The following is a 24,943-nucleotide window of genomic DNA, read 5'->3' as shown; positions in this document are numbered from 1 at the left end:
TAGAATGTCAGCGCCCGCCGCTCCGTCGGAGAGCCAGCAGAACGGCTTGCCCTTCGCGCTCGCCGCCTATGGCATCTGGGGCTTCGTCCCGCTGTTTTTCAAGCTGCTTGCGAGCGTGCCGCCGGTCGAGGTGCTGGCGCAGCGCATCGTCTGGTCGCTGCCGCTCTGTTTCTTCATCATGGCATTCCGGCGGCAGATCGCCGACTATCTTGTCGCCTTGCGCGATTGGCGAGTGCTGCGCATGCTGTTGGCGAGCGCGCTGCTGATCGCAGTGAACTGGCTCGTCTATATCTATTCGATCTTCACCGATCATGTCCTCGCCGCCAGCCTCGGCTATTATCTCAATCCGCTCGTCAATGTGATGCTGGGAATGGTCTTCCTGGGCGAGCGCCTGTCGCGATTGCAGATGGTGGCGGTCGCGATCGCCGCCGTCGGGGTGGCGATCCTGCTCGGCGGTGCGCTCGACACGCTGTGGATCAGCCTGACGCTCGCCTTCAGTTTCGGCCTCTATGGGCTGCTGCGAAAAGTGGTGCCCGTGGGCTCGCTGCCCGGCCTCGCGATCGAAACGACGCTGCTCATGCCCTTGGCGCTCGCGGCGTCGGCCTGGTATCTGTGGATCGGCGACGGGCGCGGTTTCGGATCGGACCCGAAAATCAGCCTGCTGCTGATGGCCGGGGGAATCGTCACCGCGGTGCCGCTGCTCCTCTTCGCCACCGCCGCGCGGCGGATGAGCTATGCAGCGCTCGGCTTCGTCCAGTATCTGGCGCCGACACTGCAATTCCTGCTCAGCCTGTTCGTCTTCGCCGAACCGCTGAAGCCCGTGCAACTGGCGTGCTTCCTGCTGATCTGGATCAGCATTGCGGTGTTCAGTTTCGACATGTGGCGCAAGATGCGCGCCGACCGGATGGTCGAGATCGCCTAGGGCCTATGAGATCGCCTAGGGTTTAGACGATCCGCCAGCCGAGCGTTTCTCCGGCATGGAACGGCACCACATCGCCGATCCGGTCGGGAACCACGGTCGCGCCGCGTTCGAGCGTGATCGTGCCCTGATTGAGCGGCAGGCCATAGAAGCGCGGGCCATGTTCGCTCGCAAAACCCTCGAACCGGTCGAGCGCGCCGTCTTCGTCGAACGCCGCGATATAGCTTTCGAGCGCGAAGGGGGCGTTGAAAATGCCGGCACAGCCGCACGGCGCTTCCTTGGTATGCACCGCGTGCGGCGCGCTGTCGGTGCCGAGGAAGAATTTGGGCGAGCCCGAGGTCGCGGCGGCGCGCACCGCGAGCCGGTGATGCTCGCGCTTGGCGACGGGCAGGCAATAGGCGTGCGGACGGATGCCGCCGACCAGCATCGCGTTGCGGTTGATGTGAAGATGCTGCGGCGTAATCGTCGCGGCGACATTGGCGGGCGCACCGGCGACGAACTGCGCCGCCTCCGCCGTCGTGATATGTTCGAACACGATCTTGAGTTCGGGCAGCCGCGCGACGAGCGGTGCGAGCGTGCGATCGATGAATACCGCCTCGCGGTCGAAGATATCGACGTCATGGTCGGTGACTTCGCCGTGGATCAGGAGCGGCATGCCGATATCGGCCATGCGTTCGAGCACGCCCATGATGTTCGCGACATCGGTCACGCCGTGGGCGCTGCCCGTCGTTGCATGCGCGGGGTAGAGCTTGGCGGCGGTGAACACGCCCTCGGCGTGCCCGCGCGCCATTTCCTCCGCATCGGTGCCATCGGTCAGATAGGCGACGATCAGCGGGGTAAAATCGAGCGCCGCGGGGATCGCTGCGACGATCCGCTCGCGATAGGCGCGGCCCTCGGCCACGGTCGTCACCGGCGGCGACAGATTGGGCATGACAATCGCCCGCGCGAATTGGCGTGCGGTATAGGGCGTGACATGCGCCAGCATCGCGCCATCGCGCAGATGGACGTGCCAGTCGTCGGGGCGGCGTATGGTCAGGCGATCGGTCATGGCGGGCCCTCGGGCAAATCGTGGCTTGGCTTTGGCTGCCCCGCCCCTAAATTATCGGCATGGCCAATACCACCCTCAACGACCGCGCGCTGATCCGATTGTCGGGCGATGATGTCCGCGGCTTTCTGCAAGGCCTTGTCACCAATGATGTGTCGGGCAATCTGCCGGTCTGGGCGGCGCTGCTGACCGCACAGGGCAAGGCGCTGTTCGATTTTCTGATCTGGGCCGACGAGGCGGATGTGTTGATCGATTGCGAGGCGGCGGCAGCGGACGATCTGACCCGGCGCCTGACGCTCTATCGCCTGCGCCGCGCGATTACGATCGAGCGCGAGGAGGTTTTGCGGGTTCACTGGGCGCCCGAGGGCGATCTTGGCGTCATCGACCCGCGGCTTGCCGAATTGGGGCAGCGCTGGCTCGCTCCCGCCGACGAAGGCGGCGCGGCGGGCGTCGAGGCGGCATGGCGCGCGCACCGCCTGGCGCTCGGCGTCACCGAAGGGCAGGCCGAACTCGGCGACGGCACGACGCTGTGGCTCGAATGCAATGCCGCCGAATTGAACGGCGTCAGCTTTACCAAGGGCTGCTACGTCGGACAGGAAAATACCGCGCGGATGAACTGGCGGCAGAAGGTCAATCGCCGACTCCTAGTCGTGCCGATCGCCGAAGCCGACGAAAAGCGTCAGGTCATTGCCTATCCCGAACTCGGCTGGTCGGTGGAGCATCGGCGCGTCGAGGGCATTGATCCGGCGAAAGCACCCGCCTGGATGCACAGCGCCCTTCTTTCGCCCGGTTCATGACCGGTGCAGCGCGGGCGGGGTAGAGGGGAATGATGATCGCGCCGCTCGCCCTGCTTGCTCCCGCCGCGCTGGCCGCCGCCGGTCCGGCCTCCTGCCCGGACGATCATGCGCGCACGATGACGCTGGCCGAAGCCGCTGCGGCGGAGCCGGGGCTTTGCGTGCAGCTCGAGGCCATCGCGTGGAACGGCCGCCTCTACGCCGATGTGGGCGCCATCTATGCCGGGGTGTCGATTGCCTATCGCGGCGACGTACCGGGCCGCCCTATGCGCGGCGGGCCCGCGCGGATGGTCTTCGACCCGGCCTCGCGCGAATTTGTCGATGCGGGAAATTCCGGTGCGCCGCGTGCGTCGATGCCCCAATGGCTGCACCTGACCGCGCTGACGGCGCGCTGCACGGGCGTGCAATGCGCGGCCGAAGCGGCGCCGACGCTCGACATCGTGGGGGCGGACAGGGTTCGTGACCGGCCGGTGGAACGGCGACTGCGCGCCGACGTCGCGCCGGCTGCATGGAAGCTTCGCCCGCTTGCTGCGGATTCGCCGTGGACGGCGCGCTTTGCCGCGGCGGCCGATGCGCTGTTTCCCGCGTTGCGCTCGGGCGATCCGAAGCAATGGGTGCCGTTGCTTGGCGGGCGCTGGCTGACCGCCGCCGACCGCGCGCGGGTCGAGCGCCTGCTCGGCGCGCAGGCAAGCCCCTTTGCATCGGCGTTGCGCGCTCCGGCGAAGCTGCAGCGCGTGATTTTGGGTTGGGACGCGGCCACGCTCGATGCGGGCGAACGGGCGCTGGTCGATGCGGGACAGGAGGCCGAGGCGATCGTGTGCTGGTCCGATCGTGTCGATGCCGAACGCCTGTGGCCGATCGCCGCCTTCGATGCCGACAACCGGCCGGGACGCCCCTATGCCTGCGCGCGGATCTCCTACAGCATCCGCGGCGGGGAGCCGCAATGGCGCGCCTTCATCGATCAGGCGGAAGGCGGTCTTGCCGAACCACAAAATCGCGGCGCCATTTAACCATTCTCCAACCCCGATTTGCGAATAAACCGGGCATGGTGAGGCGTTTCATTACCCTGGTAGCCGGGATCGCGGGCATATCGATCGGCATGGCGAGCATCGCCGGCCGGCAGGTCGCCGATGTGCCCGAAGCGCCTGTGGATCCTTATGCCGGCGAGAGCAACTGGACGACCGGCGCGCGCGATAAGGCCGCCGTGACTGCCAGCGACGCCGCCTCGCGGCCCAGCGAAGTACGGATCCGGCGGGCATCCGATTCGCACTTCTATGCGGACACCCGTGTCCAGGGCAGGCAGGTTCGCATGCTGGTCGACAGCGGCGCATCGCTCGTCGCGCTGACGCGGAACGATGCCGAGGCGATCGGCATCGATGTCGACCGTCTGCCGATCGGCGGCACCGCCCAGACCGCGGGTGGCACCGTGCCGATGCGGACGGTCCTTCTCGACAGTGTCGAGGTCGACGGCATCACGATCCGCAATGTCGAGGCGGCAGTGGTCGATGCCAACATGGGGGTGTCGCTGCTCGGCCAAAGCTATCTTGCAAAGCTCGCTGCGGTGAATGTCGAAGGCGACACAATGACGCTGCGCTAGGGCGCCAAGCCAGTCGCCGGGTATTCGCCGTCGGCTTAAAGTACGACGGACGCGCCATCCGAATGGCGCGCCCGTCGCCGGGAATCAGTCGAACAATTCTTCCAGGAATGACTTGCGCCGCTTGGGATAGCCGCGGCGATAGTCGTTGCCATGGCCGTAAGCTGGCGGCGGCGTGGCCTGCGGCGCTGCCGGGCGGGGCGCGGCTTCGGCAGCGCTCCGTTCGATGATCTTGTCGAGTTCGCCGCGATCGAGCCATACCCCGCGGCATTGCGGGCAATAGTCGATTTCAACGCCTTGCCGGTCGCTCATCGCGAGCGGAACCTTGCAGATGGGGCAGGGCATATTGTGGGCAGATGTCATGGTCACCTCGTGGAAAGATTTCGATCCATCGAGGATGCGCGGAGAGCGAAGGCCATGGCCGATCACGCACCGAGCACGCTCGATGCGGTCCGACATCACGATCCTGGGATCGCCAGAGGGGCCCGGCCCGCACCGGATAAATGGGGACTGTTCGGGAACCTTCAAGTCCTGACGCAGCGGCATCGGTCGCGGGCGGCTCTTCTTCAGGGCTCGCGCCTGCTTGCCATTTGCGCGGCATTTCCCCACATCTGCGAGCATGAACGCTCCCAACCCGCCGCTCAAGGCCGCCATCATCCCGGTCACCGCCTTTCAGCAGAATTGCACTCTCCTGTGGTGCACCGAAACCAACAAGGCGGCGCTCGTCGATCCCGGCGGCGACCTGCCCAAGCTGCGCGAGGCGATCCGGCAGACGGGGGTGGAGGTCGAAAAGATTTTCGTCACCCACGGTCATATGGATCATTGCGGGCAGGCGGGGGTGCTCGCCCGGGAATTGGGCGTGCCGGTCGAAGGGCCGCACGAGGACGATCGTTTCTGGATCGAGCGGCTGGGCGAGGATGGCGCGCGCTTCGGCATGACGGGCGAGGTGTTCGAGCCCGACCGCTGGCTGGTCGATGGCGATACGGTGAAGGTCGGCAATCTGACGATCGACGTCATCCATTGCCCCGGTCACACCCCCGGCCACGTTGTTTTCTATCATGGCCCCTCGAAGCTCGCGATCGTCGGCGACGTGCTATTCCAGGGGTCGATCGGCCGCACCGATTTTCCGCGCGGCGATCACCAGCAACTGATCGATTCGATCACCGGCAAGCTGTGGCCGCTCGGCGACGATACCATCTTCCTGCCCGGCCATGGTCCGCACAGCAGCTTTGCGAAGGAACGGCGCACCAATCCCTATGTCGCCGACGGCGTTGTGGGCGGCTGAAGCGGCCGCCCCGCTTGCGTCATTCTATTGCGGCTGGATGGCAACGGTTTCGGTGACTTCGGTGCTGACGAATTTCGTCGGGGTCAGATAGACCGACAGCAGTGCGGCGATCGCAAGCCCGAGCAGGGTCAGCATGGTGATAACGGTGCCCACCATGCGGCCCCACATCATGCCGTCCATGCCGATCGCGTGCAGGATGCGCCCGACGAGATAGAGCGCGCCCACCGCCCACAGCCAGATCGACGAGCCGATCCCCAGTTCGATCAGCGCAAGCAGGATCAGGACGAAGGGCGTATTCTCGACATAATTGGCCTGCGCGCGCATGCGGCGAATCAGCCTGTCGTTGCCGCCGTCGCCGATCGAGACTTTTTCCTGTCCACGCACGCGCCCGACCCGGGTCGCGAGCCAGAGATTGAGCAGGGCGGCGCCCGCGGCGATGGTCAGGCTGATCGGCAACATGAACATGAAATTCCCCCTCTTGTTATCGGCCGGCGCTCGTGCTGGCGCGACCGGGTGCAGATGTGGCACCGGCGCGCGTCTGCGGCAAGGGGGGACGGGGAAGGAGCATCCGTCCGTACTCCGACGCGCGGCGAGGGGGTTGCCTTTGCGGGCAAAAACGCTATAGCCGCGCCCGATCCGGCACCCGACACCATCAGGCGTTGAGGCACCTTCCGGCGGAAGATTATACTGCAGTTCCAAGGCAGTTATGGTTTTCGGCGCGGCGGGCGGGCCAGTCATTCCCCGGCATCGGGGGGTGACAACACCGGGTTTGCCGATTCGTATAAACATTTGAGAATGCAGGATTTAAAATGGCCGTCCCCAAGCGAAAAACCTCGCCCTCGAAGCGCGGCATGCGTCGCAGCCACGACAGCCTGAAGGTCGAGGCCTATCAGGAATGCCCGAACTGCGGCGAACTGAAGCGTCCGCACAACCTTTGCAACGCCTGCGGCCATTATAACGGCCGCGAAGTGGTTTCGGCTGGCGCCTAAGCATTAGCCGGAGGGCGTTGGTATGAGCCTTACACCGCGAATCGCGATCGATGCGATGGGCGGTGACGTCGGCGTGCGCGTGATGCTCGCCGGCGCGGCCATGGCGCGCCACCGGCACGATGGCCTGCGGTTTCTGCTCGTCGGCGACGAGCAGCAGATCAAGGCTGCGCTCGACAATCACCCCAATCTGCGCGCCGCGTCGGACATCATCCACACCGACAAGGTCGTGTCCGGCGAGGACAAGCCCAGCCAGGCGCTACGGAGTGGCCGCGGCAGCTCGATGGGGCTCGCCATCGATGCGGTGAAGCGCGGCGATGCCGGCGGCGCCGTTTCGGCGGGCAACACCGGCGCGCTGATGGCGATGTCGAAGCTGGCGCTGCGCACCATGCCCGGCATCGACCGGCCGGCGCTCGCGGCACTGCTGCCGTCGCTCGGCGACAATGACGTCGTCATGCTCGATCTCGGCGCGAACACCGACTGCGACGCCAACAACCTCGTCCAGTTCGCGGTCATGGGCGCTGCCTATGCGCGCACCGCGATGGGGCTGGAGCGTCCGCGCGTCGCGCTGCTCAATATCGGCACTGAAGAACTCAAGGGCACCGACGAAATTCGCGACGCCGCCGCGATCCTGCGCGATGCCACCGGGCTGCCGATGGAGTTCGCGGGTTTCATCGAGGGCGACAAGCTGTCGCGCGGCAATGTCGACGTCGTCGTCCACGACGGTTTTTCGGGCAATATCGCGCTCAAGACGATCGAAGGCACCGCGCGGTTCGTGACCGATCTGCTGCGGCGCGCCTTCACCTCTTCGGTGCGGTCGAAGATCGGTTTTCTGATCTCGCGGCCGGCGACCGAACTGCTGCGCCACCATCTCGACCCCAATAATCACAATGGCGCGGTATTCCTCGGCCTCAACGGCGTGGTACTCAAGAGCCACGGCAGCGCCGATGCAAAGGGCGTCGCGAACGCGGTGCATCTGTGCGCCGAACTCGTCGAAAAGGACATTACACGCCAGGTGACCGAGGATCTTGCCAATTTCCGCAGCGACGCCGCGGCATGACCCGGCGCGCTGTCCTCGCCGGCACCGGCTCGGCGCTCCCGCGCACCCGCGTTTCCAACGCCGAACTGGCCGAACGCGTCGATACCAGCGACGAATGGATCGTCGAACGCACCGGTATCCGCTTTCGCCATATCGCCGAACCCGATGAAACGACAGCGACGCTGGGCGCCGATGCGGCGCGCGAGGCTCTGAAGGCGGCGGGTCTGTCGCCTGCGGACATCGGCCTGCTCATCGTCGCGACCGCGACGCCCGACAACACCTTCCCCGCCACCGCCACCAAGGTCCAGGCGCTCCTCGGCGCGCCAGACTGCATCGCGTTCGACGTGGCGGCGGTCTGTTCGGGCTTTCTCTATGCCGTCTCGGTCGCCGATTCGATGCTGCGCACCGGTGCGGCCGAACATGCGCTGGTGATCGGCAGCGAAACCTTCAGTCGCATCCTCGACTGGGAGGACCGCACGACCTGCGTCCTGTTTGGCGACGGTGCGGGGGCGGTGATCTTGTCGGCAAAGGACGTGGCGGACGACCAGGGCATCCTCGCGACGCGGCTGCACGCCGAGGGGCAATATTGCGACATGCTCTATGTCGATGGCGGTCCCTCGACCACCGGCACCGTTGGCCATGTCCGGATGCAGGGCCGCGAAGTGTTCCGCCATGCCGTCACCAATCTTGCCAGTGTGCTGGGCGAGGTGCTGGCCGACGTCGGGCTGAAGGCGGAGGATATCGACTGGGTCGTTCCGCATCAGGCGAACAAGCGCATCATCGACGCAACCGCGAAAAAGCTGGGCCTGCCCGCCGACCGAGTCGTGCTGACGGTCGATCAGCATGCGAATACGTCGGCGGCGTCGGTCCCGCTGGCGCTCGATCTTGCGGTACGCGACGGGCGCATCAAGCGCGGCGATCTGGTCGTGCTGGAGGCGATGGGCGGCGGCTTTACCTGGGGTGCGGCGGTCCTGCGCGTCTAGTTTTTGCAGTCCACGAACGGGCGTTCGACGCTCGTCGCATCAACTCCACGCTCCATCCGTTTAAGTTTGGCGGATTAATTCGCTTTTGTTACATATAATCCCGGGACTCGCGACGGTGGGGGCTGTCTGGGTTCCTCTTGTGCATCCGCTTCAGGAGGGGAGGGGTTAATTATGACAGCAGGAACGCTTACCCGCGCCGACATTGCCGCGCGCATCAATCAGCAAGTCGGCCTGTCGCGAAACGAATCGGCGACGATCGTCGAATCGATTCTCGCGCATATGTCGGACGCGCTGGCCGCGGGCCAGAATGTGAAGATTTCGGGCTTTGGCACCTTTGTGCTGCGCGACAAGGCCGAACGCGTCGGTCGCAATCCCAAGACGGGGATAGAGGTTCCGATCCTCCCGCGCCGGGTGATGACCTTTCGCGCCAGCCAGGCAATGCGCGCCCGCGTTGCGGGCAAATAAGCCGGTCGTATCCGATGGGCGATCACGATAGCCGCAACGGGGACGGCAAGGCGGTCGGAGCGATGCTTGCCATTGGCGAGCTCGCGGACCGCATCGGGGTGCCGACCCACGTCCTGCGCTACTGGGAAACGCGCTTTCCGCAGCTTCGGCCGCTCCAGCGGTCGGGCCGTCGGCGCTATTACCGGCCCGATGATATTGCGCTGGCGGAGCGCATCCATCACCTGCTTCACGTCAAGGGCTATACGGTCGATGGCGCCCGCAAGGCGCTGTCGTCGGAACCCGACGGCGCTGCCGCGACACCCCGCGATGTCCCGGTCGCGCGGGCGACGCACAGCGCAGCGAAGGGCATTCCGGTGGCGGCGCTGGTGGCACTGCGGGAGCGGCTGGCGGCTGCACTGCGCTGAGCCAGCCAAGCCCCATCTGAACGACCCGCGGCCCGCCTATCGGGCGTAGGCGTCGCGCAATTCGCGCTTCAGCACCTTGCCGATCGGGCTGCGCGGCAGTTCGTCGACGGTGGTGATCGCGCTCAGCCGCTGGGTCTTGCCGACCTTGGCGTTGCAATCGGCGCGCACGCTTTCTGCATCGGTGCCGGGTTTCAGCACAACGAAAGCGACGGGGGTTTCTCCCCACTCCTCGCTCGGCATGCCGACCACCGCCGCCTCGACCACGCGCTCGTCGGCAAGCAGGATCGCCTCGAGGTCGCTCGGGAAGATGTTGAACCCGCCCGAAATGATCATGTCCTTGGCGCGGTCCATCAGTGTCAGGAAACCGTCCTCGTCAAAGCGGCCGATGTCGCCATGACGATAAAAGAGATTCCCCTCCGCATCGTGCCAGTGCATCGCCTTGGTTGCATCGGGACGGTTGTTGTAGCCGGTCATCATCGCCGGGCTGCGACCGACGATTTCGCCGACCGACCCTTGCGGTAGTTCCTGCCCCTCTTCGTCGATGACCTTTGCGACATGGCCCGGTGCGGGCTTGCCGACGGTGTGCAGCTTGTCGGGGAATTGATGCGCCTCGAGAATGAAGGCCGCGCCGCCTTCGGTCATCCCATAGATTTCGACGAGGCCGCCTGGCCAGCGCTTCAGCACATCGGCCTTGAGTGCGGCGGCGAAGGGCGCCGAGGTGCAATATTTCATCACGAAGCTGGACAGGTCGAAACGGTCGAAATCTTCGAGCGCCATGATGCGGCGATACTGGACGGGAACGAGCATGGTGTTCGTGGCGCGTTCGCGCTCTGCCAGTTCCAGAAACCCGCGGGCATCGAACTTCTTCATCAGCACGACCTGACCGCCCGAACCGACCGTGGGCAGAAAGCTTGCCATCGTCGTGTTCGAATAGAGGGGCGTCGACAGGATCGTCACCGCGTTAGGGCCATAGGCCGGGACACCGCGCTGGATGTGCTGCCAGCGCATCGCGTGGCTGTGGACGATCCCTTTCGGCGTTCCGGTCGTCCCCGACGAATAGATGATGTTGAAGCCGTCGAGCGGATCGATCGGGACCGCTGCAGGTGTGGTGCCTGCGGGCGCCATCCATTCGACCAGCGCGACGCCGACGTCGCTGCCGTCCATCGCGAGGCGATCGCTGGCTGTGACCGTCTGGCCTTCGAGGCTTGCGGACGCCGCGCTGTCGAGGAAGAGGTGGCGCGCGCCGGTATCGGCGATCATCGCTGCCATTTGCTCGCCCGTCGCGCTGTTGGTGATCAGCCCGGCGACGCCGCCGGCCCGCAGCGTGCCGAGAATGACCGCCATCTGTTCGACGCTGTTCAGGCCCGCAATCGCGGTCCGGTCGCCCTTCGCCAGCCCATCCTGCTGCAACCGCGCGGCGATTCGGTCGGCCATCTGATCCAGTTCGGACCAGCTCAGTCGTCGCGCCGGGTCTGCGGCCGCTACGGCATCGGGACGTTCGGCGGCATGGGCGCGAACGAGATCGGGCAGGGTGGCGAAGGCGCTATCAAGCAATTCAATACTGGTCATGGCAACCGGTTAGCACAGCAGGGGGGCGGTGCAATGCCGGTGGGGCGGCGGCGCGACAAGAAGTTGCGTCACGGCAGGGGGGAACGATGCATCCATCGGGGAAGGTGACAGAAGGCGACACGAAGTTGCCCGTCACCCTTTATCATCCGGAGCCTGCTGTTGCGGCACGGATCGCCGCGGCGGTGGTCGCGGCGGGCTATGCGATCGATGTCCTGCCCGATCCCGACGCTGGGCTGCGCCCTTGGCTCGGCCAGTGTTTCGATCTGTTGCTCCTGGGCTCATCGGCTGGCGCCGCGGCGGCCGATCCGCTTGCGGCCGTTCGCCTCGCGCGCTCGGTCGCAGGACGCCGGCTGCTGTTCGTTTTGACCGATTGCGATTCGCGCGCCGCCCGGCTGACCGCGCTTTCCGGCGGCGCCGACGACGCGCTCGGCTGGCACTGCAACCTCCCCGAGGTGACGGCGCGGATCGCCGCTTTGCTCCGGTGCAGCCAGATGGCGGCCGGGCAGCTTGGCGCTGGCGATCTGCGTATCGACCTGATCGACCGCCGCGTCGAGCGCGCTGGAAAGCTGATCCGCATGCCGCAGCGCGAATGCGACCTGCTCGCCCCCCTCGCCCGCGTTCCCGGCCGCCCGATGTCGCGCGCCGCGCTGCTCAAGGCGGTGTGGCGGCTCGATTTCGATCCCGGTACTAACCGCGTCGAGTTTCATGTCGCGCGGCTGCGCGCCAAGATCGACCGCGGCTTCGACTTCCCTATGCTGCACACAGTCAAAGGCGAAGGCTATGCGCTGCACCCGCATCGGGGCGTGCCCGGTCTCACGACGCGTTAGCCTATGCTGGCATTGGGAAATTTGGGCGGCCGGGAACGATCGCGATCGTGCCTGGCAATTAGGACTCCCTTCACCAGGAGATGCAATGCTTGTCAGATGCAAGCGCTCGAACCAACAAACAGTATTGAACGGTTGTTCATTCCGGCGGCGGCAATTTTTCTTCCCGCCAGGGAAGTTGAGATCATTCGCCTAAACAACGGTGCGTTGAGGTATTCTTGGCAGTCGCCCTGCAGTGCATTGGAATGTCTGAACGCGCATATCCTAGAGAGCGAGATTATGCTTTCGACGAAAATCAGTCACACCCATATTGAGGGTTGGCGATTTGGGCAGGGCGAGTTGAATGAAGACCAGCGTGCCGTTCGTATTGCCGTTGGCGCGATCAAAGAGATACTGGAGATAATGGACGGCGATCTGGTTTTCACAAAAGACTATGATTCGGCGGGCAACGAATTGACGTCATCAGGCATGTCACCGAGGAACGTCTGGTTATATCCACCTTCCGACATGTCCAGCCACAAGTCGCATACCGCGAACGGTGTCACTGAACGTGCATGGGATTGGCTCGGTGAGGTGACACGCCCGAAGGCCTGAAAGGGTTGATACTGGAGGTTGGGTCAAAAATTACCGCTTCCCATCTCGAAGCCGCCAAATCCCCTCAGTCGTCGTCCATCGCGGGGGAAAGTGATGCGTCGAGGTCGCGGGGTCGGATGAAAGCGACGAAACGCGCGCTCTTTGTATCGAGGTCGCGCCAGTCGGCGATGTCGAGTTCGAGGCGGGCGAGTGCCGATGTCGGCAGTTTCTCCTCGACCTTGGCGCGCAGTTCGTCGTCGGGCGATTCGGGGACGAGTTCGAGGATCAGGTCCTCCAGCCCCGGATTATGGCCCGAGATCAGCAAATTCTGCGAGTCCTTGCCCATGTCGCGGATGACATCGATCAGCGTCGCAGACGAGGCAAGGTAGATGCGGCGGTCCCAATCGGGCTCGATTGCGTCGATTCCCGCGGCAGGCTGAAACAGATCGAGCGTTTCGGTCACGCGCACCGCGGGCGAGGCGATGATGCGGTCGATCGCCATCGCGTGCCGCCGTGCATATTGGCCGACGAGTTCGGCGCCGCGACGGCCGCGCGCGTTGATCGGGCGGTCGAAGTCGCGTTCAACGGTCGCGTCCCAGCCCGATTTCGCATGACGCAGGATAGTCAAAGTCTTCAAAATCTCTCCCTGCGCCGCTGCGCCAGCCCCTAAGCCCAATAGCCTTGCTGCGCTGCCTTCTGCCGGAAACTCATGACGGTGAAAAGGCAGCAAACGCTCTTTTTCGCTGTTCGCCGTTCGCCGCCGCAACATGGTTCACAGCCTCGTCGAGTGGCAGGCGGCGGACGGGCGTCCCGGCGGGAAAGGCGCTGAGCAGCCGCGACGGGAAACTGGGCGACAGCATGACGAACTGTCCAAAATCGTCGGCGCGGCGGATCAGGCGGCCGAACGCCTGCCCGATGCGGGCCCGGATGACGCCGTCGTCATAGGCGCCGCCGCCCTGCGCCGCGCGCCGCGCCGCGTGAAGGATCGTCGGGCGTGGCCATGGCACCCCTTCCATGATCACCAGCCGAAGCGATTCACCGGGCACGTCGACTCCGTCGCGCAGCGCGTCGGTGCCGAGCAGCGAGGCGTGCGGATCGGCGCGGAAGATGTCGACGAGGGTGCCGGTGTCGAGCGGGTCGACATGCTGGGCGTAGAGCGGCAGCCCGGCGCGCGCAAGGCGGTCGGCGATGCGGGCGTGGACGATGCGCAGCCGGCGGATCGCGCTGAACAGGCCGAGCGCGCCGCCACCCGATGCTTCAATCAGGCGGCTGTAGGCGCCGGCAAGGGCGGGAAGATCGCCGCGCGCGATGTCGGTGACGATCAGCACCTCGGCCTGCCGCGCATAGTCGAACGGGCTCGGGACCGCGAAATGGCGGACGCCGCCGTCGATGTGCCGTGCGCCGGTGCGGATATCCGCGTCAGTCCAGCCGCTTCCTGCATCGCCGGTCGCCTGCGCGCCGCTGCGCAACGTCGCCGAGGTGACGAGCACGCCCTGCGCCGGCGCGTAGACGATATCGGCGACGGGGCGCGCCGGATCGAGCCAGTGGCGGTGCAGGCCGATATCATATTCGCGCCCGTCGAAGCGGTCGACCGCCAGCCAGTCGACAAAGTCGGGATCGGCCGGGCCGCCGACGCGCCCGAGCAGCGACAGCCACGCGCCGAGCGTGTCGATGCGCGTGCCGAGGCTGGCGCGGGCGCCGTCGACGCGGGCGCGGGCCTGTCCGTCGAGCCAGTCGGGCGGATCATCGACCAACGCGTCGAGCCGCTTGCCGAGCGTCATCAGCGGCCGCAGCAGCGCCTCGATCGCATCGCTCGCGTCGGCGGCAGCCGCCACCAGATCGGGGCCGGGATCGGCAAGTTCGGTTTCAAGGCCATAGCCGCTGTCGGCATTTTTCGGATCGGTGCCGCGTGCATAGACTTGCCCGCGTGCGGCGACGAGCAGCCGCTCGATCGCGCCCCAGGGGTCGTTCTCGGCAATGCGCGCGAGCCACCCGTCGCCGGGAAGCTGGCCCGCGGCCTCGATCGCCGCGTGAATCGCCTTGTCGCCAGCCTCGTCATAGCTTGCGACATCGGCCAGCCGCGCCGCGAGACCGCGGCGGCGGCCGCGCGACTTGCCCTCCGGCCCCAACACCCAGCGGCGGATCTCGATCGCTTCCTGCCCGGTGAGAGCAGCGGCGAACATACTGTCGGCGGCATCCCACAGATGGTGGCCTTCGTCGAAGATCAGCCGCGTTGCGGGGGCGCCGCCGTCGCGGGGCCGGACGGCCTGCACCATCGTCAGCGCATGGTTCGCAATGACGATGTCGGCCTGCGCTGCCGCGCGGGTCGAGCGTTCGATGAAGCATTTGCGGAAATGCGGGCAGCCCGCATAGATGCACTCGCCGCGCCGATCGGTCAGCGCGGTCGTGCCGTTGCGGCGGAACAGCGCGGGCAGCCAGCCGGGCAGATCGCCACCAACCATGTCGCCGTCGCGCGTATACGCAGCCCAGCGCGCGACGAGCTGCGCCAGAACGGCAGCGCGGCCCGAAAAGCCGCCTTGCAGCGCATCCTCGAGATTGAGCAGGCAGAGATAATTTTCGCGTCCCTTGCGCACCACCACCTTTTCGCGGTGCGTGCGTGCATCGGGATACAGCCGCTCGGTCTCGCGCGCGAGCTGGCGTTGCAGAGCCTTGGTATAGGTCGACACGCAGACGCTGCCGCCCGACTGATCGATCCATTGCTTGGCGGGGGAGAGATAGCCCAGCGTCTTGCCGATCCCCGTGCCCGCCTCGGCGACCAGCATCTGCGGTCGGTCGCGGCGTTCGCGCGGTTCGAAGATCGCGGTGGCGGCGCGGGCATAGTCGCGCTGTCCCGCACGGCGTTCGGCGCCATCGCCGGTGAGCCCGTCGAGCCGGGCGGTCACATCGTCGGGATTGACCGTTACCTGGCGCGGCTGCGGGCGCGGGGCAGTTTCCTCCCATTCGGGCAGCCGCGCGAACAGCCAGCGCTCGCTGCGTTCGGGCGCGCCGATGCGCGGCTGCAGAAGCGGCGCCCACGGCCAGCGCTGGCGCGACAGCGCCTGCAGGCCGTGCCACGCGCCCTCGCGCTCGGGCCACGCGGCATCGCCCGCGCGATCGAGCATCGCTGCGGCGGCGCGCGGCAGGAACGCCGCAACATCGGCTTCGCTAGCGGGCGGGGCGATGTCCGTCGCGGCGGCGATGCCCGCCGGCGTCGGCACCGCAAAGCGCGCGGGAAACAGGAAGGCGAAGAGTTCGAGCAGATCGAGCCCCGACAGCTCGGGATAGCCGAGCCGGTCGCCTGTCAGCGTCGCGCCGAGCAGGACATGCGGAGTTGCCGCGACCGCCGCGATCGCTTCGCCGCGTCCGACGCGCTGGACGCGGCCCGAGGCGTCGGCGATCCAGATGCCGACATGGCTCGCGTGGATTGCGGGGAGGGAGAGCGGATCGGGCGCCATTGCCCCACGCTAGGCACAAAAGGCGAACGCGGCAAGGCGGGCAATCAATATGACACGCTTTCGGGTTGCAGCGGCGTGAAAAACGACCATCCTTCGGCGGGCGATTGATGAGAGGGACGACACAATGGGTGAAGAGGCTGCGATCGGCGCGGTGGTCGACGAAATGTATGCGATGATTTCGGGCCCGAAGGGGCCGCGCGACTGGTCGCGCCAGGATAATTGCTTCCATCCCGATGCGCGTCAGATACGAACGGGCGTTGATGCTGATGGCCGCGCGATATTTCGTAGCATGGGCCTCGCCGACTATGCTCGCGATACGACGCCCTTCTTTGCCGAGAATGATTTCTTTGAGCTCGAAATTGCGCGGCGGATCGACGTACTCGGCAACATGGCGCACGTATGGAGTGCTTATGAAGCGCGTTCGGCGCTCGACGACCCCCTGCCCGAGAGGCGCGGCATCAATTCGATCCAGCTATTCAAAGATCCCGAACGCGGGTGGCGTATCATGGCGATGATCTGGGACAATGAGCGCGACGGCGTCACCATCGCGCCCTTCTGATCGCTCAGCTCAGCCCGCGCCGTCCGAAACCTGCGCTGCGGTTGGACAGAAATATCTGCGCAGGATGCGCGCTGGCGGCGCCGCGCGCGCGTTCGAGTGCGTTGAACAGCGGTCCGTGCGACAGCTCGTAGGGAAAGCGCACGCCCATGCGGTCGAATTCCGACCACATGACGATCGCATAGACGACCTGGCCCCCATAGTGGATTTCGCAGCGGGATCGCGCCGGCATGCTCGCGCCGTCGATGCGGGCGCCGCCTTCCGAAAGGTCGCAGATGCGCCCTTCGATCTGGTTGAGCACGCCGTTGACGACCACCTCGATCGTGACCGGGGTGCGCTTGTGAGCGCGGGTGATGGGAGTGTGGGGACTCGTCATGGCCCGAGGCTAGGACGGACGTGGTTAATTTGGCGTAACCATGTCTGGCGCGGTTCCTTTGCGGTGTGCGGACAATTTTGCCTTTCGATTCGGGGGCGCTTGCCGCTATGGGCGCCCGATGACCGACTTGCACCTTTATCCTTCGCTGCGCGAGCCCGCGCAAACGTCCAAGGCCTGGCCGTTCGAGGAAGCGCGCAAGCTCATCAAACGCTATCCCGACGGCAAGCCGGGCGGCGCGCCGGTGCTGTTCGAAACCGGCTATGGTCCGTCGGGCCTGCCGCACATCGGCACCTTCAACGAAGTGCTGCGCACAACGATGGTGCGGCGCGCTTATGAAACGCTGACGGGCGGCGCGCCGACGCGCCTCGTGGCGTTCAGCGACGATATGGACGGGCTGCGCAAGGTTCCCGACAATGTGCCGAACGGCGACATGCTGCGCGAGCATCTGGGTCGGCCGCTCACCGCGATTCCCGATCCTTTCGGCAAGTATGAGAGTTTTGCGCATCACAACAATGCGATGCTGCGCGAATTTCTCGACCGCTTCGGCTTCGAATATGAATTCGTCAGCTCGACCGAACGCTATCGGTCGGGCGCGTTCGACGATGCTTTGAAGAATGTCCTGCGCCACAATCAGGATATTCTCGACATCATGCTGCCGACGCTGCGTGCCGAGCGCGCCGCGACCTATTCGCCGATTCTGCCGGTGAGTCCCAAGTCGGGGATCGTGCTGCAGGTGCCGGTGACGGTTGTTGATCCCGATGCGGGGCTCGTATCGTTCGAGGATGAGGGCGAGACGATCACCCACAGCATCCTGTCGGGCGGTGCCAAGCTGCAGTGGAAGGTCGACTGGGCGATGCGCTGGGTCGCGCTCGGCGTCGATTACGAGATGTATGGCAAGGATCTGACTGACAGCGGCATCCAGTCGGGCAAGATCGCCAAGGCGCTAGGCGGACGCAAGCCCGAGGGGCTGATATACGAAATGTTCCTCGACGAAAAGGGCGAGAAGATTTCGAAGTCGAAGGGCAATGGCCTGTCGATCGAACAATGGCTGAGCTATGGCAGCGAAGAGAGCCTGGCTTTCTATGCCTATCGCGAGCCCAAGGCGGCGAAGCAGCTTCATATCGGCGTCATCCCGAAGGCGGTCGACGAATATCTGCAGATGCGCGGAAGCTATCCGGCGCAGGAACCCGACAAGAAGCTGGGTAACCCCGTGCATCACGTCCATGTCGCGCGCGGCCAAGATGTGCCCGACGCGGTGCTGCCGGTGACCTTCGGGCTGCTGCTCAACCTTGTCGCCGTGATGGGCGCCGATGCGGCGAAGGACCAGATCTGGCGCTACCTCGGTCAATATGTCGCGGGCGCCGACGCGGCGACCTGGCCCGAACTCGACCGGCTGATCGACAATGCGATAACGTACAATCGCGACTATGTCGCCCCGACGCTGAAGCGCCGCAAGCCCGTGGGGGGCGAGGGCGCTGCGCTCAAGGAACTCGACGGGCGGCTCGCGGCGCTTCCTGCCGATGCGTCGGCCGACGATATCCAGAATATCGTCTATGAGATCGGCAAGAACGAAGCCTATGGCTTTGAAAATCTGCGCGATTGGTTCAAGGCGCTTTATGAAACGCTGCTCGGGTCGAGCGCAGGTCCGCGCATGGGCAGCTTCATCGCGCTGTTCGGGATCGACAACACGCGGCGCCTGATTGCGGAAGCCTTGGCATGATCGACATCTTCACCACCGGCGGGACGATCGACAAAGTCTATTTCGACGCGCTGTCAGAGTTCCAGATCGGCCCGGCGGCGATCCCCGACATGCTGCGAGAGAATAATGTCCATGTGCCCCACCGCGTCACCCAGTTGATGCGCAAGGATAGCCTGGAACTCACCGATGCCGACCGCGAGGCGATACGCGCTGCGGTCGCCGCGAGCGATTCGGCACATGTTCTCGTCACGCATGGCACCGACACGATGGTCGTGACCGGCCGGGCGCTGGCGGGAATCGCGGGCAAGACGATTGTGCTGACCGGCGCGATGCAGCCCGCATCGGTGCGGGCAAGCGCCGCCGAGTTCAATGTGGGCTTTGCGCTGGCGGCAGTGCAGACGCTGCCGCCCGGCGTCTATGTCGCGATGAACGGCATGATCTTCGATCCCGAGACCACGGTGAAGGACCGCGCGGGCGGGCGTTTCGTCGCGGCGGGCGAATAGCGCCGGCTGTAACCTCGCGCGCGCGTCTCCGAATATAGGAGCATGGACGGACATATTGTCCCTCCATCCCGTCTTCGGAGAATAGTATGACCAACACGAAATTCGCCGCTGCCATCGCCGCTTCGGCCACCGCCCTCGCGCTCGCCGGCGCCGCTTTGGCCGCTCCGGCGCCTGCCGGCAGCTCGGGCGCCGCGGTCGGCGCCAAGGACACCGTGCATTGCTATGGCGTCAACAGCTGCAAGGGTACGGCCGACTGCAAGACCTCGGCCAACGAATGCAAGGGTCAGAATGAATGCAAGGGCCATGGTTTCAAGGCCATGGCCGCCGCCAAGTGCCTGACCGGCGGCGGCGTCATCGGCGACGTCGGCTGATGCCATTCCCTCCCGCGCGGCGCTCCGGCTCCGTGCGGGAGGGAATAACCGAGCCCGGTCATGTCTCAAGATCAGCAGATCGCGATCCCTTCGCCCGGCTTTGGTCTGGGACTGCGCCCCGCCCACTATCCCGATTTCCTGGCGCGGCGCCAACCGGTCGAGTGGCTGGAGATCATATCGGAAAATTATATGGTGCCGGGCGGACGCCCGATGGCGACGCTCGACCGGATTCGCGCCGATTATCCGATCGTCATGCACGGTGTGTCGCTGTCGATCGGGTCCGACGAGCCGCTCGACCACATCTATCTGTCAGCGCTGAAAGCGCTCGCCGATCGGGTCGATCCGCTTTGGATTTCGGATCATCTGTGCTGGACCGGGATCAACGCGCATAACAGCCATGATCTGCTTCCGCTGCCTTATGATGCACCGACATTGCAGTGCGTCGTCGACAATATCGGCCGCGTGCAGGATTATCTGGGGCGGCGGATCCTGATCGAAAATCCGTCGAGCTATGTCAGCTTTCGCGCCTCCGATCGCAGCGAATGGGATTTTCTGGCTGAAATGGCGGAACGCGCCGACTGCCTGCTGCTGCTCGACGTCAACAACATCTACGTCAGCGCGCGTAACCATGGCTTCGATCCGCTGGACTATCTGAGCGGCTTGCCCGCCGGGCGTATCCAGCAAATCCATCTCGCGGGCCACAGCGACATGGGCGATTATGTCATCGACACGCACGATGCAGCGGTATGCGATGCGGTATGGGATCTTTACGCCCGCGCCATTGCGATGGTCGGCCCCGTCGCGACGATGATCGAACGCGATGACGACATTCCGCCGCTGGCGGCGTTGTTGTCCGAACTCGAACGGGCCCGCAAGCTGGCGCAGGCGGCGCTGGAGCCGGTCGGTGGCTGACGCACTGCACGCCATCCAGCAACGCTTTCTCGCCGCGATCATGGGCGAGGATGCGGATGCCGAAGCCCTGATTGTCGATGACGCGCGCGTCGGCGCGGCCCGCCGGATCGGCATTTATCGCAACAATTACCGCGTGAGCCTGACCGGCGTCCTCGCCGATCATTTCGAGCGGCTGCATGCCTATCTGGGCGATGCGCAATTTGGCCATATCGCCGACGCCTATGTAAAGGCGCACCCGTCGACGACCCGAAATCTGCGCTATTACGGCGCCGCGCTGCCCGGCTTTATCGCGCATCATTTTCCGGAAGACGGCGAATTGGCCGAACTTGCCCGGCTGGACTGGGCCCTGCGCCACGCCTTCGACGCGCTCGACGCATCGCCGCTCGATGCCGGCGCGATCGGCGTGCTCGGCGACGGATGGATCGGGGCCGGCCTAGCGCTGCATCCCTCGGCGCGGCTGCTCACCATGCACCATAACAGCGCCGCCCTGTGGAGCGCCCTCGGCGCCGGCGAAGCCCCTCCGGCGCTCGCGGTCCTTGACCCGCCTGTCGATGTGCTGGTGTGGCGCAGCGGGCTGCAGCCGCAGTTTCGCAGCCTTGCCGGGGTTGAGGCGGCTGCGCTGGTGCGGATCGGGCGCGGCGCCAGTTTCGCGGATATCAGCGCGCATATAGTGGACGAAGTTGGGGAGGCGACCGCGATGGAAACGCTGGCCGCGCTGCTCGCCCGGTGGCTTGCCGACGGCGTGCTGATACTGGCCGATCAGGCCGCAGCGGTAACTTGACGCAGTACCGCAGCGTAATTCGGCGCGATCGTCATCGCATCATGCTTGCCGGCGCGGCCGAGCGCGGCATGGACTTGCGGAAGGCGATAGCAGGGCACGCCCATGAAGAGGTGATGCTCGGCATGATAATTCACCCAATAGGGCGCAACCGTCGCGCGCGCCAGCCAGCCGGCGTGCGTCGTGCGCGCGTGGCTGAAGGGATCGTCGCTTCCCGTCGCGGTGCAGGCATGCTCGGCGATGTTACGGATGCGCAGATAGAGCTGAAACGTCGTCGCCAGTCCGGCAAGCCAGAGCAGATAGGGCGTCCAGCCGTAGAGCAGCAGCGACGCCGCGAGCAGTATGGCTTGAACGAGTAGAAAGCGGCCGACGGACCGTGTGATCGTCATCGCGCCGGCAAGATCGATCATGGGCGATGTTACGCCGTCGTCGGATTGCTTGTTGAACGGCGTTCCAGCCTTGGTGCTCGCGCCTCTTTTCTCCGCCCTTTCGCCGCGGAGCATCGCCTTCAATCCGACGAGCGCGAAGCGGAACTGGGCGACGCGTTGTTTGAAAAATGTCTGTCCGGTCAGGTCGCGGATGATCTTGCGTATCAGACTGGCGCGGGTGGTCGGGAATGGCTTGGACAGCGCAAGGTCGGGGTCTTCGGCCTGCTGCGTGTATTTGTGGTGCTGGAGATGATAGGTGCGATAGGCGATCAGATCGGACCCCACCGCGGCTCCGGTGAGCCACTGCCCCAGAAAATTGTTGATCTTGCGATCGGGGTGCAGCGCGCCGTGCGCGGCGTCGTGCATCAGGATCGCAAAGCCGAGCTGGCGTCCGCCGACAATGATGATGGCGAGCAGCCAGGCCAGGGGATTGCCGCTCCACGCCGCCAGGCCGATGGCAGCGACGCTGACGATCCAGCCGTGCGCGACGAGCCAGATACCGCACCAGGCGGAGGGCTTGGTGATCGCCGCCCACTGCTGGCGGTCGAAAAAGCGATCGGGCGGCAAGAGGCGGACGGCGGGCATGTCCCGGTGTAACCCGTTGCGAAGCGAAACCCAACCCCTTCCATTTTGGCACAGCAATGGGGTTAACGATCCGTCCGCGGTAAGGATTTGGAAACCCCGTCGGCGACAGAGCGGCTGGCGGAACCAGATAGCGGGATTGGCAAACACATTGGGGGTTAGGCACAGCATCAGCCGGGGCGCAAGCGGCGGGTCATCCGACAACGAATCGCTGTTGCAGACCCCCGAATTCGTGGGGCGCATGATGCGCGTCGCGCAGCTGTGGCACTATGTGCTGATCGGCCGGACCGTGGCCTTCTTCGCTTTCGCTTTCGTCCCCGGCCTGTCGGGCTTCCTATCGCATCCGCTGCAATGGGCCACATTGGTGGCTGGACTGCTGTGCGATGTCGCGCTTACCGTGATCGGGCAATGCTCGCGCTTGCGCTGGCCGCACCGGACCGAATGGCTGCCGACGCTTGCCGCCGCCTCGCTTGCGCTGGTCGGCGCAGGAACATTCTTCGTTTCCATCGGCACCTTCGCAGCGCTCGCGACACCTGACGCGCTGTCCCACCTCGATGCCTTTTCGGCAATCCGGCTTGGTACCGTCCTCGTAGCCGCGGCCGCGGCGGCGATTGTGCGTCCCGCCTTCTTTGCCTTTGCCGGCGGCACCGCGATCGGCGGCGCGGTCGGTATCGCGTCCTGGCCGTTCGGGATTGCGGGTATCATCTTCCTGGGAATGCTGGTCGTGATGATGCGCGAGGATGTCCGGCATCAGCGGCGCGCGACGCGCGTGCGACGCCAGTCGGGAAGCGAGCAGCAGCGGGCGCTTGGGCTGATGCGCGACTTCGAGCGTGCCGGACGCGGCTGGTTCTGGGAAACCGACCGCAACGGCGACCTCGTCTATATTTCGCCGACCGTCGCGGCGAAGCTCGATCGGCCGGCCGAAGATCTGCTCGGGCGCCCGTTTACCGACATGATCCGCAAGCGCGGCGGCGCCGACGAGAGCGAGGAGCGCACGCTGGGCTTCAGCCTGTCGTCGCGGACGCCGTTCAACGACCTGACGGTCCAGGCAGCGGTCGCGGGCGAGGAGCGCTGGTGGTCGATTTCAGGCCATCCGATTTCGAACGCGCTCGGCAATTTTCAGGGCTTTCGCGGCAGCGGCACCGACCTCACCGAAAAGCGCAAGTCCGAACAGCAGATCAATCAGCTCGCGCGGTACGATACGCTAACCGGCCTCGCGAACCGCCTGCACATCACCGATCTGCTCGAGCGCGCGCTCAAGAATCATCTCGGGCAGGCGCAGCCCTGCGCGCTTCTGCTGATGGACCTCGACCGGTTCAAGGCGGTCAACGACACGATGGGGCATCCGGTCGGCGACCAATTGCTGCAACAGGTCGCGGCGCGGCTGACGCAGGTCGTCGGCGACAAAGGGCAGGTGGGACGACTGGGCGGCGACGAGTTCCAGATCGTGCTGCCCCAGATCACCCAGGTCGAAAAGCTCGCGGGGATCGCCAATGCGATCATCCTGAGCCTTGCCAAGCCCTTTCTGATTGAGGGCGAGCGCATCCGCATCGGATCGTCGATCGGCATCGCCATTTCGGAAAGCGACGGGATCGGCTCGTCGGCGGTGGTGCGCAACGCCGATCTTGCGCTCTATGCGGCGAAGGACGCCGGGCGCGGGGTTTATCGCTTCTATGCCGACGCGATGCATAACCAGGCAAGCGAACGCAAGGCGATAGAAGATGCGTTGCGCGATGCGCTGGCGAAGGACGAACTGAAGCTGCTGTACCAGCCGATCGTCAATGTCTGCAGCGAACGCATCAGCGGCTTCGAGGCGCTGATCCGCTGGCAACAGGGCGGCGATGCAGTCATCAGCCCCTCGAAGTTCATTCCGATCGCCGAAGAATCGAACCTGATTGTCCCGATCGGCGAATGGATCATCCGCACCGCCTGCGCCACGATCGCGCGATTGGGGCAGGAGTATCGCGTTGCCGTCAATGTGTCGCCGCGACAGTTTGCCAATGAAAAATTGCCCGCGACGATCCTCAGCGCTGTCGCGGCCGCGGGTATTCGTCCCGATCAGCTCGAGCTGGAAATTACCGAAGGTGTCTTCCTCGACGAAAGTCCCGAAAATCTGGAGATGTTCCAACGGTTGAAGCGTACCGGGGTGCGGCTAGCCCTCGACGATTTCGGCACCGGCTACTCGGCGCTCGGCTATCTGAAGAAGGCGCCGTTCGACAAGATCAAGATCGACCAGAGCTTCGTGCTCGGCGCGGCCGATCCCAGCAGCATGAATGCCGCGATCATTTCGTCGATCGTCGGATTGGCGACGGCGCTCAAGATGGAAACCACCGCCGAGGGGGTTGAAACGCACGACGATCTGGCGCTGATCCGCGGCCTCGGCTGCAGCCATGTCCAAGGCTATATCTACGGCAAGCCGATGACCGTCGAGGAAGTGCTGGCTTTGCTTGCCGACGGCAATGGCAAGGCGGTCGCGCAGGGTTACAAGAGCGCGCGCGAAGCGCGGATGCGGACCTTCCGGACGATCCAGATCGCGAGCGGCGGCTATCGCTATGAAGCGATTGTGCGCAATCTGTCGTCGCGCGGCGCGCTGATTGAAGGTTTGTGGAATGTCCCCGCAGGAACGTCGCTGCTGATCGAATTCGGCGCTGATGTGGTGATGGACGCCGAAGCGCGCTGGTCCGACGGGAACCGCGTCGGCGTCCGTTTTGCACAAATGGTCGACATCGGCGCGCTGGTCGGCGGCGCCGGGGCGAAGGAACGCCGGACAGGCGGGCGGATCGACCGCGCCGCCTGATCTCCT

Annotated in this window: 27 protein-coding genes; 19 read left to right on the top strand and 8 right to left on the bottom strand. The window is 65.3% G+C overall.

The annotated features are described in order from the left end of the window. The first annotated feature begins 4 nt into the window (after positions 1 to 4). A complete protein-coding gene (rarD, locus tag AOA14_RS17630) occupies positions 5 to 922 on the top strand; it encodes an EamA family transporter RarD (protein ID WP_062902752.1) in 918 nt (305 codons plus the stop codon). Between the two features lie 22 nt (positions 923 to 944). Here rarD and pyrC read toward each other — a convergent pair whose 3' ends face one another. Then, positions 945 to 1,967, bottom strand: coding sequence for a dihydroorotase (pyrC, locus tag AOA14_RS17625; protein WP_062902751.1), 1,023 nt, complete (start codon positions 1,965 to 1,967; stop codon positions 945 to 947). A 59-nt stretch (positions 1,968 to 2,026) separates the two neighbouring features. Here pyrC and ygfZ point away from each other — a divergent pair, with 59 nt between their 5' ends. Genes ygfZ through AOA14_RS17610 form a run of 3 tightly spaced genes read left to right on the top strand, consistent with a single transcriptional unit; the run spans position 2,027 to position 4,355 of the window. Next, positions 2,027 to 2,761, top strand: coding sequence for a CAF17-like 4Fe-4S cluster assembly/insertion protein YgfZ (gene ygfZ / locus AOA14_RS17620; protein WP_062902750.1), 735 nt, complete (start codon positions 2,027 to 2,029; stop codon positions 2,759 to 2,761). Between the two features lie 29 nt (positions 2,762 to 2,790). Then, positions 2,791 to 3,768: a hypothetical protein gene (locus tag AOA14_RS17615; protein WP_062902749.1), complete on the top strand. Its 978-nt coding sequence runs from the start codon at positions 2,791 to 2,793 to the stop codon at positions 3,766 to 3,768. Between the two features lie 35 nt (positions 3,769 to 3,803). Beyond that, a complete protein-coding gene (locus AOA14_RS17610; RefSeq protein WP_062902748.1) occupies positions 3,804 to 4,355 on the top strand; it encodes a retropepsin-like aspartic protease family protein in 552 nt (183 codons plus the stop codon). An 84-nt stretch (positions 4,356 to 4,439) separates the two neighbouring features. Here AOA14_RS17610 and AOA14_RS17605 read toward each other — a convergent pair whose 3' ends face one another. Beyond that, the gene (locus AOA14_RS17605; RefSeq protein ID WP_062903246.1) at positions 4,440 to 4,715 is read right to left on the bottom strand and encodes a TFIIB-type zinc ribbon-containing protein; all 276 of its coding nucleotides are present in this window, start codon (positions 4,713 to 4,715) and stop codon (positions 4,440 to 4,442) included. Positions 4,716 to 4,971: 256 nt separating this feature from the next. Here AOA14_RS17605 and AOA14_RS17600 point away from each other — a divergent pair, with 256 nt between their 5' ends. Continuing rightward, positions 4,972 to 5,637, top strand: a complete 666-nt coding sequence (locus AOA14_RS17600; protein WP_062902747.1) for an MBL fold metallo-hydrolase — start codon at positions 4,972 to 4,974, stop codon at positions 5,635 to 5,637. Between the two features lie 24 nt (positions 5,638 to 5,661). Here the strand turns inward: AOA14_RS17600 and AOA14_RS17595 are convergent, their stop codons facing one another. Continuing rightward, on the bottom strand, positions 5,662 to 6,102 hold the full coding sequence (locus AOA14_RS17595; RefSeq protein ID WP_062902746.1) for an MAPEG family protein: 441 nt from the start codon (positions 6,100 to 6,102) through the stop codon (positions 5,662 to 5,664). Between the two features lie 344 nt (positions 6,103 to 6,446). Here AOA14_RS17595 and rpmF point away from each other — a divergent pair, with 344 nt between their 5' ends. The 5 genes from rpmF (at position 6,447) to AOA14_RS17570 (ending at position 9,514) form a co-directional block, all read left to right on the top strand. Next, the gene (gene rpmF, locus AOA14_RS17590; protein ID WP_003047695.1) at positions 6,447 to 6,626 is read left to right on the top strand and encodes a 50S ribosomal protein L32; all 180 of its coding nucleotides are present in this window, start codon (positions 6,447 to 6,449) and stop codon (positions 6,624 to 6,626) included. 22 nt (positions 6,627 to 6,648) lie between these two features. Then, complete coding sequence (plsX, locus tag AOA14_RS17585) at positions 6,649 to 7,683, top strand: phosphate acyltransferase PlsX (protein ID WP_003047692.1); 1,035 nt, start codon at positions 6,649 to 6,651, stop codon at positions 7,681 to 7,683. Continuing rightward, complete coding sequence (locus AOA14_RS17580) at positions 7,680 to 8,645, top strand: beta-ketoacyl-ACP synthase III (protein ID WP_062902745.1); 966 nt, start codon at positions 7,680 to 7,682, stop codon at positions 8,643 to 8,645. Before plsX ends, AOA14_RS17580 begins: the two co-directional genes overlap by 4 nt. Before the next feature lie 171 nt (positions 8,646 to 8,816). After that, positions 8,817 to 9,110: an integration host factor subunit alpha gene (locus AOA14_RS17575; protein ID WP_003047685.1), complete on the top strand. Its 294-nt coding sequence runs from the start codon at positions 8,817 to 8,819 to the stop codon at positions 9,108 to 9,110. 14 nt (positions 9,111 to 9,124) lie between these two features. After that, positions 9,125 to 9,514, top strand: a complete 390-nt coding sequence (locus AOA14_RS17570; protein WP_062902744.1) for a MerR family transcriptional regulator — start codon at positions 9,125 to 9,127, stop codon at positions 9,512 to 9,514. Positions 9,515 to 9,550: 36 nt separating this feature from the next. Here the strand turns inward: AOA14_RS17570 and AOA14_RS17565 are convergent, their stop codons facing one another. After that, positions 9,551 to 11,083, bottom strand: a complete 1,533-nt coding sequence (locus tag AOA14_RS17565; protein ID WP_062902743.1) for a class I adenylate-forming enzyme family protein — start codon at positions 11,081 to 11,083, stop codon at positions 9,551 to 9,553. A 125-nt stretch (positions 11,084 to 11,208) separates the two neighbouring features. On the opposite strand from AOA14_RS17565, the gene AOA14_RS20195 reads away from it, so the two are divergent. Both AOA14_RS20195 and AOA14_RS17555 read left to right on the top strand, forming a co-directional pair. Further along, a complete protein-coding gene (locus tag AOA14_RS20195) occupies positions 11,209 to 11,910 on the top strand; it encodes a response regulator transcription factor (protein ID WP_238929687.1) in 702 nt (233 codons plus the stop codon). A 96-nt stretch (positions 11,911 to 12,006) separates the two neighbouring features. Then, positions 12,007 to 12,501: a hypothetical protein gene (locus AOA14_RS17555; RefSeq protein WP_062902741.1), complete on the top strand. Its 495-nt coding sequence runs from the start codon at positions 12,007 to 12,009 to the stop codon at positions 12,499 to 12,501. A gap of 64 nt (positions 12,502 to 12,565) precedes the next feature. Here the strand turns inward: AOA14_RS17555 and AOA14_RS17550 are convergent, their stop codons facing one another. Next, positions 12,566 to 13,117, bottom strand: coding sequence for a SixA phosphatase family protein (locus tag AOA14_RS17550; RefSeq protein ID WP_062902740.1), 552 nt, complete (start codon positions 13,115 to 13,117; stop codon positions 12,566 to 12,568). Between the two features lie 70 nt (positions 13,118 to 13,187). Next, complete coding sequence (locus tag AOA14_RS17545; RefSeq protein WP_062902739.1) at positions 13,188 to 15,935, bottom strand: ATP-dependent DNA helicase; 2,748 nt, start codon at positions 15,933 to 15,935, stop codon at positions 13,188 to 13,190. Between the two features lie 124 nt (positions 15,936 to 16,059). Between AOA14_RS17545 and AOA14_RS17540 the strand changes: the two genes are divergently transcribed. After that, a complete protein-coding gene (locus tag AOA14_RS17540) occupies positions 16,060 to 16,494 on the top strand; it encodes a hypothetical protein (protein ID WP_062902738.1) in 435 nt (144 codons plus the stop codon). Between the two features lie 4 nt (positions 16,495 to 16,498). Here the strand turns inward: AOA14_RS17540 and AOA14_RS17535 are convergent, their stop codons facing one another. Continuing rightward, a complete protein-coding gene (locus tag AOA14_RS17535) occupies positions 16,499 to 16,867 on the bottom strand; it encodes a PilZ domain-containing protein (RefSeq protein WP_062902737.1) in 369 nt (122 codons plus the stop codon). A gap of 118 nt (positions 16,868 to 16,985) precedes the next feature. On the opposite strand from AOA14_RS17535, the gene AOA14_RS17530 reads away from it, so the two are divergent. From AOA14_RS17530 to AOA14_RS17510, 5 genes are all read left to right on the top strand, one after another. Next, the gene (locus tag AOA14_RS17530) at positions 16,986 to 18,587 is read left to right on the top strand and encodes a lysine--tRNA ligase (RefSeq protein ID WP_062902736.1); all 1,602 of its coding nucleotides are present in this window, start codon (positions 16,986 to 16,988) and stop codon (positions 18,585 to 18,587) included. Continuing rightward, complete coding sequence (locus tag AOA14_RS17525) at positions 18,584 to 19,069, top strand: asparaginase domain-containing protein (RefSeq protein WP_062902735.1); 486 nt, start codon at positions 18,584 to 18,586, stop codon at positions 19,067 to 19,069. Before AOA14_RS17530 ends, AOA14_RS17525 begins: the two co-directional genes overlap by 4 nt. A gap of 86 nt (positions 19,070 to 19,155) precedes the next feature. Further along, positions 19,156 to 19,440, top strand: a complete 285-nt coding sequence (bufA2, locus tag AOA14_RS17520; RefSeq protein ID WP_062902734.1) for a BufA2 family periplasmic bufferin-type metallophore — start codon at positions 19,156 to 19,158, stop codon at positions 19,438 to 19,440. 60 nt (positions 19,441 to 19,500) lie between these two features. Further along, complete coding sequence (bufB, locus tag AOA14_RS17515; protein ID WP_062902733.1) at positions 19,501 to 20,352, top strand: MNIO family bufferin maturase; 852 nt, start codon at positions 19,501 to 19,503, stop codon at positions 20,350 to 20,352. After that, complete coding sequence (locus AOA14_RS17510; protein WP_062902732.1) at positions 20,345 to 21,133, top strand: HvfC/BufC N-terminal domain-containing protein; 789 nt, start codon at positions 20,345 to 20,347, stop codon at positions 21,131 to 21,133. Before bufB ends, AOA14_RS17510 begins: the two co-directional genes overlap by 8 nt. On the opposite strand, the gene AOA14_RS17505 is transcribed toward AOA14_RS17510, so the two are convergent. After that, positions 21,112 to 22,143 (bottom strand): fatty acid desaturase family protein, encoded by a 1,032-nt coding sequence (locus tag AOA14_RS17505; RefSeq protein ID WP_062902731.1) that lies wholly within the window; start codon positions 22,141 to 22,143, stop codon positions 21,112 to 21,114. The two genes, AOA14_RS17510 and AOA14_RS17505, sit on opposite strands and share 22 nt — an antisense overlap. Positions 22,144 to 22,354: 211 nt before the next feature. Here AOA14_RS17505 and AOA14_RS17500 point away from each other — a divergent pair, with 211 nt between their 5' ends. Beyond that, positions 22,355 to 24,937: an EAL domain-containing protein gene (locus AOA14_RS17500; RefSeq protein WP_238929686.1), complete on the top strand. Its 2,583-nt coding sequence runs from the start codon at positions 22,355 to 22,357 to the stop codon at positions 24,935 to 24,937. Positions 24,938 to 24,943 lie beyond the last annotated feature (6 nt).

Origin of the sequence: Sphingopyxis terrae subsp. terrae NBRC 15098 (assembly GCF_001610975.1) — a bacterium.
Lineage (GTDB): Bacteria > Pseudomonadota > Alphaproteobacteria > Sphingomonadales > Sphingomonadaceae > Sphingopyxis > Sphingopyxis terrae_A.
Note: the sequence above shows the minus strand (reverse complement) of the source record. Positions and strands in the feature narration are given on the sequence as shown.